This is a genomic window from Flavonifractor hominis, assembly GCF_040095835.1.
Classification (GTDB): domain Bacteria; phylum Bacillota; class Clostridia; order Oscillospirales; family Oscillospiraceae; genus Flavonifractor; species Flavonifractor hominis.
Map to the genome: position 1 here is coordinate 64,995 of NZ_JBBMFT010000008.1, position 11,049 is coordinate 76,043.

Sequence of the window (11,049 nt, forward strand, 5' to 3'; positions counted from 1 at the left end):
CTTTCACGCTCCATTTTAACACGGCGGGTAGAAAAAAGGAACGGATTTCCCGGCGGGAGATCCGTTCCTTTCTCCTATGCTTATCGTGCCATCCGGGCAGCCAGGGATACCCAGCCGTTCTGCTCCCGCCGCCGGAACACCTGTAAGCCGTTTTGCTCCAGGGCAGCCTGAACCTCGTCGGCACGGGTGTCAATGATCCCCGAACAGAGGAACACTCCGTCCTCCGTCAGGAATTCCCCCGCCCGGGCTGACAGGGGGATGATCACATCGGCCACGATGTTGGCCAGCACCAGGGGATACTTCTCCTTTGCCAGCTCCCGCACCAGACTCTCATCGGTGATCACATTGCCCGCCAATACCCGGTAACGGTCCTTTCCGATACCGTTGAGGGCGGCGTTTTCATAGGCCACGTCCACCGCCTTGGGGTCGATGTCCACCGCCACTGCGGAGGATGCGCCCAGCACCAGGGACGCAATGGACAAAATTCCACTGCCGCAGCCCAGATCCAGCACCGGCTTCCCAGGCACCGTGTACTCCTCCAGCCCCATGAGGCACAGCTGGGTGGAGGCGTGGCTCCCGGTGCCGAAGGTGAGGCCGGGGTTGAGATAGAGCGGGGTCTTGCCCTCGGGGACCGCTTTGTCCCGCTCCCACTCGGGCACAATGTAGATCCGCTCGCCCACAGGCATGGGCTTATAGTACTTCTGCCAGGAGTGGGCCCAATCATTGTCCCCCAGGGAGGTAAGGGTATAGGGCTGCTCAATGCCGGTGAGCCACTGCTTCAGCTGCGCCCTGCCGTCGGCGTCATCCGTGATATAAAACTTGACCCGGCATACCCCCCGCATCTTTTCCAGCAGGTCCTCGTCTACATAGTCCCAGTACTGCCGGTTTTGCTCCAGGAAGGTCTTGAAATCCTCCTCATCCTCAACCGCAAAGCCGGTCACACCGTTGCCTGTCAGCCGGGCACACAGGCCGTCCAGCTGAGCCTCGGTGGTGTCCAGGGTTACTTCCAACCATTTCATCTCTTCCATCAGCGGCGGCTCCCCATGAAAAACAGGGCGACTGTGCCCGGTCCGGAGTGGGCGCCAATGACGGGACCCACGTGGTTGATGACGACACTCTTCACGCCAAAGCGGCGCTTCACATCCTCCGCCACCTTATTGGCATCGGCCTCACAGTCGCCGTGGCTGATAAAGACAGTCTGCTCCGCCGGATCAATGGCCGTCTCCTCCATATGGTCCACCAGGGCCTTCAGAGAAGCATTGCGGCCCCGGGCGGTGCCTACTTTTATCAGGTGGCCCTCGTCATCCACATGCATCACCGGCTTGATGGACAGCATGGTACCCAGCACGGCGGTGGCCGGAGAGATACGCCCTCCCCGTTTGAGGAAGTGCAGATCATCCACCGTAAACCAGTGGCACAGGCGGAGCTTGTTCTCTTCCGTCCAGTCCCGCACCTCCTCGATGCTCTTGCCCTCGTTTTTCAGCCGGGCAGCATACCACACCAGCAGGCCCTGGCCCAGAGAGGCACACAGTGTATCGACTACATAGACCTTTCGCTCAGGGAACTGCTCCATCAGTTCCTGGGCCGCAATGCGGGCAGAGTGGCAGGTAGCCGACAGCCCCGAGGAAAATGCCATTACCAGTACGTCCTTCCCCGCTTGCAGGTAGGGGGTCATCTTCTCCGTGTAGTCCGCCACATTTACCGCCGAGGTGGTCGCCATCTCCCCCTCCCGCAGCATACGGTAGAAATCGCCGGGGTCCATCTCACGGTTATCCGGCCAGTTCCAGTAGGTCTTGTTCTGAATATGGAAGGACAGCGGCAGTACCTCGATCCCCAGTGTCTGCACCAGTTCATCGGTCAGGTCTGCAGAGGAGTCCGTTAACAAAACATAATCATTCACCGTAATATAACCTCCAGTACTCTATTTTCCGGGGTATACCCGGTTATTTTCGACCTTTTTCCGGGTGGGGACGCCGCTCTCGCAGCAGTTCCAGAATACGCTGGCAGGCCAGCTTATCGGCATAGCTGCGCAGAGCCAGCGCCATGGCCAGTCCGGGCAGATCCTCTTCTCCGGCGCTGCTGTCCAGGCTGCCCGCCGTCACATCCAGCGCCCGGTCCAGCTCTTCCCGAAATTGTCCATACAGCGCTTCAGGCTGTCCTCCCTCCGCCGCCGCAGCCAGCAGAAGGCCTGCATCCTTCACGGAAAGCACCTGTTTGATGGCACACAGGGCGGTCAGATAAGCCAGATGGGTACGGGAATACCGCTTCCCCTCTGCCCGCGGCATGGCCCCATCCTTAATATAGTTGTTGACCATGGCCGAAGTAAGGCTCTCCCCTTCTCCATAGTGGATCAGCTGTCGGGGCATATAGGAAATCAACTGGTCCATATACAGTCCAATGTCGGGAAGGGCCTCCCACTCCACCGGACGTTCCCGCTCCAATCGCTCTTTGAGTTCACGGATCTCCTCCAAAGCCCGCCCTCCTTTCTGGTTTTCAAAACCATATCATAGAATTTCGAGCCAATTATAGCACATTGTCTTTCCGGAAGTAAAGGCCACTACCCGCTGAAAAACGGCTTCTCTGGTCACATAACAAAATTATGTGATGCTCTCCCCCCTCCGTTCGACGCAAGATGCGTTCCCTTATAGAACAAACTGCGCTTATTTTGCGACGGCATGTGTTAAAAAGCCATCCGTTGCCAATTTGGCTCGTACTGGAGCGGAGTCGATTGAGCTTGTCCGCCGTGTGTGCTATAATAAGGGCTCTGGCAAATATACTGCCGCACTCCTGCGGCAGGAAAGGAAGCGAGACACTATGACAAAGAAGAAACTGGGTATCCTGGGCTGTGGCTATCTGGGCGGTATTGTAGCTGAGGCCTATCAGGCCGGCCTATTGGATGGCTATGAACTGGTTGGGGTGACCAGCCGCACGGCGGCTCCCGCTCAGGCTCTGGCGGAGCGGACGGGCTGCACCTTCTGCGCCGACCTTCCGGCGCTTCTGGACCTGCACCCCGACATCGTGGTGGAAACTGCAGGAGGCCCCGCAGTTCGGGCCAGCGCTTTGGCCATACTGGAGGGAGGGGCTGATTTGGCGGTCATCTCCATCGGTGCGTTCTCCGACCCGGCCTTTCTGGAGCAGGTGCGTGAGACCGCAGCCCGCTGTGGGCGCAAGGTCTACCTGGCTTCCGGCGCGGTGGGCGGCTTTGACGTACTCTCCACCATTACCCTGATGGCCCGCGCCCAGGGGCAGGAGCCTGCGGTCCGCTTTCACACCCACAAAGGGCCCAAATCCCTCCAGGGCACACCGGTATACCGCCCCGAGATGGAAGAACAGGAGCTGGACGCCTTCAACGGCACGGCCACCGAAGCCATCGCCCTTCTGCCCACCCGGGTAAACGTGGCAGTGGCTGCCTCCCTGGCCTCCGCCGGACCGGAGCACACCAGCATGCGCATCACCAGCGTGCCCGGCTTTGTGGGAGATGATCACTGCATCACCATCGAAGGTGCAGGCGCAAAAGCGGTGGTAGACATCTACTCGGACAAAAGCGCCATCGCCGGCTGGAGTCTGGTGGCTCTGCTGCGCAACTTGGCTTCTCCCATCGAACTGCACTGAATGCAAAATGTCCTGCTTCCTGCTGTTCAAAAAAGTCCATTGATAGTATAATTAGTCTCAAAACCGGGATTTGACCAAACCAGCGGGAACGACGATATAAAACGGGGGAAACAGGACATGGGGACAAGCGTCTGGGATCGCCGGCGAAAGCGTGTTTTTGAAATCATTGAAGTAGGCACACAGTATGACTATGTCAGCCGGGCCTATGATTTCTTTAACGCAGCCTGCATTCTCCTCAACCTGCTGGTCAATATATTGTATACGTTTGGAGAGATCCGGGCGGTCTACGGTGAGCTGCTGGTGGCGCTGGACGAGTTTACAGTGCTCACTTTCGGTGTGGATTACGTTTTGCGGGTGTGGACCGCCAAATTTCTTTACCCGGATATCAGTGAAGGCCGAGCTGTACGAAAGTATGTGCTGTCTTTTACCGGTCTGGTGGACATGCTCTCTTTTCTGCCCCATTACCTGCCCATTTTCTTCCCCGCCGGGGCGGTGGCCTTCCGCGCCCTTCGGGTCGTGCGGATCTTCCGCCTGTTTCGGATCAACGCTTATTATGATTCACTGAATGTAATCACGGAAGTAATTATGGGCAAAAAGCAGCAGCTCTTTTCCTCCGTGTTTATTATCCTGATGCTCATGATCGCCTCCAGTCTTTGTATGTACAGCCTGGAACATGAGGCGCAGCCCGAAGTCTTTACCAACGCTTTTTCCGGCATCTGGTGGTCGGCCTCCACCCTGCTGACCGTGGGATATGGAGATATTTACCCGGTTACTCCCTTGGGAAAGGTCTTCAGTATCTTCATCACCTTTCTGGGTGTGGGCATGGTAGCTATTCCAACCGGTATTATTTCCGCTGGATTCGTCGATCAGTATTCCAGGATCAAACGAATGGCAGAATATGGCCAGGAAGCCGCCATTCATTTTATTAAAATTACCCTGTCTGAGCAGGACTGCTGGTCCAACCGCAGTATCCAGGAGCTAAACCTCCCCAAACGGGTGATCATTGCCGCGATCCAGCGCAACGGTCGGGTGCTCATCCCCCGGGGCAACGTGGTACTGCGCGCCGGCGATTCACTGGTTCTGGGCGCGGAATCCTTCCGGGAACAAAAGGAACACATTCGGCTAAAAGAGGTCGTCCTGCAAAAAAACAACCCCTGGAATGGGCTGCGGATCCGGGAGCTGGATATCTCCCGACATACCATTATCGTACTGATCAAGCGCGGAAAACGGACCCTGATTCCAACTGGCGAAATGTTTCTGCGGGAAGGCGACTCTGTCATTCTCTATACACAGACCAACATGCGTGGAGTAAATGAAATCGAAATCTGACTTCAAAAAGACGCCCCGGAAACCTAGGTTTCCGGGGCGCCTTTTGATTTTGCCGGATTGACTGCTTTCACTTGACTGAGACTACGCCCTCAAATGTGGTTCCACAGCATACCTTGGTCGTGCTTTATAGGGATAGGCTATGTTACAACAAAAAGTTGCTTTTTAACCGAAATAAAATAAAGTATACTGATAGTAGGAAAGAGCGCCATAAGAGGAAGAAGGCGACACAGAGAAGAGGGCCCTCTCCTTGTCTTTTGTCCTTGCGACATGAAAGACTGTCCGTGCAGAATTGATCAAACAGGCCAGCCGCTCCGCTGGCTGCCCAGGGGTAAAACCAATTTAAATTTTAGGGGAGGCATGCATATGAAAAGAATGTTAATTGGTGTGTTTACAATCGCTTGCGTCCTGGGGTTATCCGGATGCCAAAGCAAAGGTGCTGTGACCGAAACCTCAACACCTGTCAGCCATCCAACGGGGACAAGCTGGTCTGAGCAAGATATTGTTTCTATGTTTTCACAAGTTAAAAAGAATGATTGGGAATACATCGACTGTGTTTTGATCTCTGATTATGCCAGCGACTGCGTTGGCGCTGTACTTTTCTGGGATGATGAAAAAGAAACAAGCAATGTTGCGTTCTTTGATGCAGACGGATTTTATCAACAGTGTGGTACATATGCAAAGATGTCGGCTAATCCTGCGTTCACATATCTCGGAGATGGCTGCGTAACCTATGAGCTGGAAAAAGAGGATGGTACAACTTATCATTATACGCTCACAATTTCAATTGATGGAAACAATGTAAATTTCAAGGCGGAAGATGATTTTTTAAAACAACAATAATTTTCTGTTTACACGGGAGTTTTTACGTTTCCCCATAAAAGGCACAAATAGCCTAGCAATAAAACGTTATCTGCGCGTATTAAATAAAATTTAAACGTAATTCTTGGCACGTATACCGATCTTTTATCGTATTCTATATTTTTCTTGTGTTTTGTTGTGTAGTGTTCTAGAATTCTCAATAGAGAAAGGGGCAGTTTTGGACATTTTTTAGCATTCTGGAGTTGTATCCACACTTGAGAGAGGAGAGGAAAACAGATGAAACCACATGCAACACGCATTCTGGCGTGGGTCCTCGCCGCGAGTCTATTGTTCTCAATGACTCCGGTCATGGCCATTGATACCCCCTCTGTCGGGAGCGTCGCTGCTGCACAGTCCAGCGGGACAATCTCCATCGGCAATCTCATTGATTTTCATCTGATGACGCCAGGTCAGGTAAAATATCAGATTGCCAGCATCAACCCTCAGGGAGCGGAGTTGACCGTCTCTTCCTCCAATGAGGCGGTAGCCACGGCACAGATGACGGATACTCCGTCTCATGTCACCGGCAATCAGGATCTGACCTGTACGGCCGATACCCCCAATGAGCGAGATGACACCCGTGAAATCGAGGTAACCGCTCACTCCCCCGGTACCACTACCATTACTGTAACCGCAACCGCCCCTGGCTATGATGAGACTTCCGTCACCTTTTCCGTCAACGTACTGGAGGCCGTCAATGAAGGGACTCGCCGTACGGATACCAGTATAGATAGCGGCTGGAAATTTGCACTGGCCACCGATCTGCCCGCAGGGCTTACTCCGGAACAGATCTCCGATCCCAGTTTTGATCTGAGTTCCTTTGCCGATGTGAATCTGCCCCATACCTGGAACATCGACGACGTGGAAAATCAGCTGAGCAAACATTACGGTGTAGGCTATTACCGCAAGGAAATAACGCTTTCCAGCCAGGATTATGCCGGAAAGCAGATTTTCATTGATTTTGGTGCGGCAAATAAAGTATCTGATCTGTACATTAACGGTCAATATGTGGGTACGCATAAGGGCGGTTATGCCAGATTCCGCTATGACATTACCGACGTGGTGTCGCTGGACCAGACCAATGTGGTTGTCATGAAAGTGGACAACAGCGTTGGTAATTCGGTCATGCCTTTGTCCGGCGGATTTGCCTACCATGGAAGCATCTACCGGGATTCCTATATCATTTCTACCGATCCTGTGGCGTTTGATAAACTGGATTATGGCTCCTCCGGCATCTATCTGACCCAGAGCGATGTGTCAAAGACCTCAGCCACCCTGAACGTAAAGGCCAAGGTGCACAACTATGGGGATGCCGCCCAGACCGTACAGGTCAACGCCGTTCTCTATCAGCAGGACGGCCGCACACCGGTGACACAGCTGACGGATACCCTGGTGCTGCAGGCCGGGGAAGACGGCACCTACTCCCAGGATTATACCCTGTCAGACCCCCACCTCTGGAACGGCCGCATCGACCCTTATCAGTATGTGGTGGAAGTGACGCTGGAACAGGACGGGGTGATTCTGGAGCGGGTACGGGAGCGTATCGGGTTCCGGTTTTTCGAGATTCTCCCCGTCGATGACCCGCGGGCTGAAGACGGCGCGTTTCTGCTCAACGGGGAACCCTATCTTCTGGCGGGCGTAGCCATGCATCAGGACTGGGAAAACAAAGGCAACGCCCTTACCCACAGGCAGATCGATGAAAATATCGCCTTTGTCTCGGAGATCGGCGCTACCTGTCTGCGTCTGTCCCACTATCAGCACGACCGCTATACCTATGATCTGGCCAGTGAACGGGGCATTGTGACCTGGGCGGAGATCCCCAATGTAGACGCGGTAGGCGCTCAGGACACTGGATTTTTGGAAAATGCAAAACAGCAGCTCACCGAGTTGATCCGCCAGAATTACAATGCTACCGGCATCCTTATGTGGGGCATTCACAACGAGCAGCGGACCCAGAACGCCTGGGTCCAGCAAGTACTGGATGAACTGTATCAGCTGGCCCACCAGGAGGATCCTACACGCTATGTGACACTGGCTACCAACGGCTCGGCCAGTACGGCTTTCAGCTGGCAGGCCGACATCTCCGCCTGGAATATGTACTACGGCTGGTATTCGGGCAACAGTGTAGAGGGCTTTGGCCCCTGGATCGACGGGATCAAAAACTTTGCCCTGAAAAATGAGAGCGTGGGCTCACCGGCTGTACCCGTCAACAAGCGCATCGGCATGAGTGAGTATGGTGCAGGAAGCAGTATCTGGAGCCACGAGCTGTTTCCCCCTGACCGGATCACCGACCGCTCGGAGTTCCAGAGCGAGGAGTTTGCCAACAAGTCTCATGAAAGTCATTGGCAGCAGATCCGGGAGCGTCCTTGGATTTGGGGTACCTTTATCTGGAACATGTTTGACTTTGCCCAACCCGGCGTAGTCAGCGAGGGCGGCATCGTCAGCCGCAATACCAAGGGTCTGATGAGCTTTGACCGTTCCCTGAAAAAAGATCAGTTCTACTTCTATAAGGCCAACTGGTCGGAAGATCCGGTGGTCTACATCTCCTCCCGGCGCTTTGACCAGCGCTATGCCGATGAAAACTACGTCCGCGTGTACTCCAATCTGGATGAAGTGGAGCTGTTTGTCAACGGAGTATCCGCCGGTGTGATCCGGCGCACTGATCCAGCTCTGCCCAACACCGAAGAGGGCAATCTGATCCGTGATCCTTCCCTGGGCATCTTCCATTTCGATGGGGACGCTGTACAGCTGCATCAGATCGGCGATTATGAGATCACCGCAGTGGGTCGGATCTATGGCGAGGACGGAAGTGTAACCAGCACATACTGCGACACCGTTACCCTGTCCCGCCTGCAGGACAACCGGATTGGCCTCACATCCCAGGTATATATGATCGATTCTGTCAATCGGACGATCTCCAAGGTGCCAAAGGATACCACCGTGGAGCAGTTCAGAGCAAATCTGGATGTGCTCTACAATGGCACCCTCCGCATTCTGGATGCCGAGGGCAACGACCTCAGTGACCAGCCCCAGGCTCTGATCACTTTGCAGACCACAGTGGAGGTCACTGCGGAGGATGGCGTGACAAAAGAGGTTTATACGCTGGCCGACACCCCCATTTCCGCCGGCGCCTCCGCCACTGCGTCGCCCTCCAAAGCGGGCTATGAGGCCGAATACCTGACCGACAGCGATTTGGAAACCTATTGGAATGCCTCCAGCGCCAGCTATCCGCAATACTTTGAGATCGACCTGGGGGCAAATACCTATCTCTACAAATGTTCCACCCTCTTTTTCGGTACGGAGCCCCGCTCCTACCAATATACGATCTCGGTCAGCAGCAACGGGACCGATTATACACAGGTTGTGGACCGCACGCAAAATACCCAGAGCGCCTGGGTCACGGACGACTTGGACGGTTTGGTCCGCGCACGCTACGTGCGTATGGAACTGACGGGGGTCAAAAACGGATACAATGCGGCCGTACATGAGTTTATGGCCTATGGCTTCCGGGTCGATTCCGAGGAGTATATCGTGGACTCCGACGCCATGGAGATCCTGGGCGTAGCCCCATCCACAACGGCGGAAGCGCTCCTGCGCAAGTCGTCCATTGCCGGGAACTATGCTCAGGCACAGGTGATTGACGCCCAAGGGCAGCCCGTTGCAGGCAGCGCCCCCATCGGGGAAAACGCCAGCCTGCAGATTTCCGCAGAAAATGGCGGGAGTGTAAGCTATCGCATCCGGGAAGACAGCAGCACTGCCACTCCCGTTTCTCAGAACAAACCCATTTCCGATGTGTTTGACCTGAAAGCAGGCAGCAGCGCCAGTTACATCAATGACGGCAACGCCGATACCTTCTGGAATGCAACCAACGGCTTTGATCCTGCCCGCTATGTGGTGATCGACCTGGGTGCGGAATACTGGCTTTCCAACTGTGAAATTGACTTTTACCAGGGTTCCAACAAACGCTATTACCAGTACCGCATCAGCGGCAGTCTGGATGGCAGCGACTTTACCCTCCTGGTCGACGGCAGCGGCAATACCGATCAGGAGCAGGTCTCCCATGATCTGGGTGCACCCGTACGCTATCTTAAGCTGGAAATCACCGGCTGTACCGGGTCCCTTACCAATATGGCCGCCGCCGTTAAGGAATTGCGGGCCTACGGCTGGACCATGTCCGGCACGTACCAGGTGAATCATGAGGAACAGACCATTTCCGGTGTTGTGGATATGACGCCGGTGGAACGTTTCCTGCAAGACCTGAAGCTGCGGGGCAACGGCGCCGCGCTGCTTCTGCAGGATGGTCAGCCAGTCGAACATACCGGCTTTGTCCGTGACGGAATGACGCTTCGCGTCTCGGATCTGGACGGACAGCACGCGGTGGATTATACCATCGTCACCGGCATGGATGATACGCCCATCTCCCGCAACAAACCTGCCTCCGGCGCATGTAAGGCCGACAGTGACCCTGCCTTTGCAGTGGACGGGGATCCGGATACCTTCTGGAACGGGCCTATGCACACCACTGACGGCAAGGAATACGCCGAATACCCCGCCGTCCTTACCATTGACCTATCCAACGGTGAGTACGTAAACGGCAAGGAAATTGAATACCATATCACCGAAGTCGTGACCAATTGGATGGAAACCTATGGCCGTAGCTACCAATTTACCTACACAGTTATCCCGCAGATCGGAGTGCCCAGCCTCTGGCACGACGCAAGTGAAAATCAGGCCAATGGAAGCATCACCATCACCGACCGCGAAAACAGCGGCTTCGATTATGGGGCCAGCCAATTCCAGATCAGCGTGGATGGCAGAACACCCGATTTGGAGTGGTTGGCAGCAGCGATCCGTGAAGTGGATGTATACGGCTGGTACCTCGGCTCCAATGTCTATACAGTGGAAGACGGTTCCATCCAGAATGTACCGGAGGGGACCGATGTAGACACGCTGCGTCAGAATCTGGAGCTGCGGGGTAATTATCTGTACGCACTGTGCACAGCGGACGGCGAACCCGTCACCACCGGAACCGTAGCATCCGGGATGAATGTGGTAATCACCGACCGCATCGGTCAGACCTTTACGTATACCATCACCGTTGGTGAGGTACCCGAGCAGTACACCGTCACCGTCAAGACCCAGGGCGAGGGCGACGCATCCGCCGCGCCCACCACGGCCGCCGAGGGGGACACCGTGACCCTGACCGCCCAGGCCGCTGAGGGCTGGCACTTTGTGAAGTGGACCAGCGAG

Annotated in this window: 7 protein-coding genes; 4 read left to right on the top strand and 3 right to left on the bottom strand. The window is 55.1% G+C overall.

The window, feature by feature from the left end; translation table 11 throughout:
- Positions 1-80: 80 nt before the first annotated feature.
- Genes prmA through WMO45_RS11490 form a run of 3 tightly spaced genes read right to left on the bottom strand, consistent with a single transcriptional unit; the run spans position 81 to position 2,471 of the window.
- On the bottom strand, positions 81-1,028 hold the full coding sequence (gene prmA, locus WMO45_RS11480) for a 50S ribosomal protein L11 methyltransferase (protein WP_349140915.1): 948 nt from the start codon (positions 1,026-1,028) through the stop codon (positions 81-83).
- Positions 1,028-1,900 (bottom strand): DegV family protein, encoded by an 873-nt coding sequence (locus WMO45_RS11485; RefSeq protein ID WP_349140916.1) that lies wholly within the window; start codon positions 1,898-1,900, stop codon positions 1,028-1,030. Before WMO45_RS11485 ends, prmA begins: the two co-directional genes overlap by 1 nt.
- A gap of 43 nt (positions 1,901-1,943) precedes the next feature.
- A complete protein-coding gene (locus WMO45_RS11490) occupies positions 1,944-2,471 on the bottom strand; it encodes a DUF1836 domain-containing protein (RefSeq protein WP_349140918.1) in 528 nt (175 codons plus the stop codon).
- 343 nt (positions 2,472-2,814) lie between these two features.
- On the opposite strand from WMO45_RS11490, the gene WMO45_RS11495 reads away from it, so the two are divergent.
- The 4 genes from WMO45_RS11495 to WMO45_RS11510 all read left to right on the top strand — a co-directional run.
- Positions 2,815-3,612 carry an aspartate dehydrogenase domain-containing protein gene (locus WMO45_RS11495; RefSeq protein WP_349140919.1) on the top strand — a complete coding sequence of 266 codons (798 nt, stop codon included), beginning with the start codon at positions 2,815-2,817 and terminating at the stop codon, positions 3,610-3,612.
- A 117-nt stretch (positions 3,613-3,729) separates the two neighbouring features.
- The gene (locus WMO45_RS11500; RefSeq protein WP_349140920.1) at positions 3,730-4,941 is read left to right on the top strand and encodes an ion transporter; all 1,212 of its coding nucleotides are present in this window, start codon (positions 3,730-3,732) and stop codon (positions 4,939-4,941) included.
- A 363-nt stretch (positions 4,942-5,304) separates the two neighbouring features.
- Positions 5,305-5,781 carry a hypothetical protein gene (locus tag WMO45_RS11505; RefSeq protein ID WP_349140921.1) on the top strand — a complete coding sequence of 159 codons (477 nt, stop codon included), beginning with the start codon at positions 5,305-5,307 and terminating at the stop codon, positions 5,779-5,781.
- Positions 5,782-6,036: 255 nt separating this feature from the next.
- Positions 6,037-11,049: discoidin domain-containing protein (locus WMO45_RS11510; protein WP_349140922.1), on the top strand; the 5,013-nt coding region annotated here is incomplete at its 3' end.

Coding starts and splice junctions, on each gene's coding strand:
- WMO45_RS11495 (WP_349140919.1), top strand. CDS start 2,815: ATGACAAAGAAGAAACTGGGTATCCTGGGCTGTGGCTATCTGGGCGGT.
- WMO45_RS11500 (WP_349140920.1), top strand. CDS start 3,730: ATGGGGACAAGCGTCTGGGATCGCCGGCGAAAGCGTGTTTTTGAAATC.
- prmA (WP_349140915.1), bottom strand. CDS start 1,028: ATGGAAGAGATGAAATGGTTGGAAGTAACCCTGGACACCACCGAGGCT.
- WMO45_RS11505 (WP_349140921.1), top strand. CDS start 5,305: ATGAAAAGAATGTTAATTGGTGTGTTTACAATCGCTTGCGTCCTGGGG.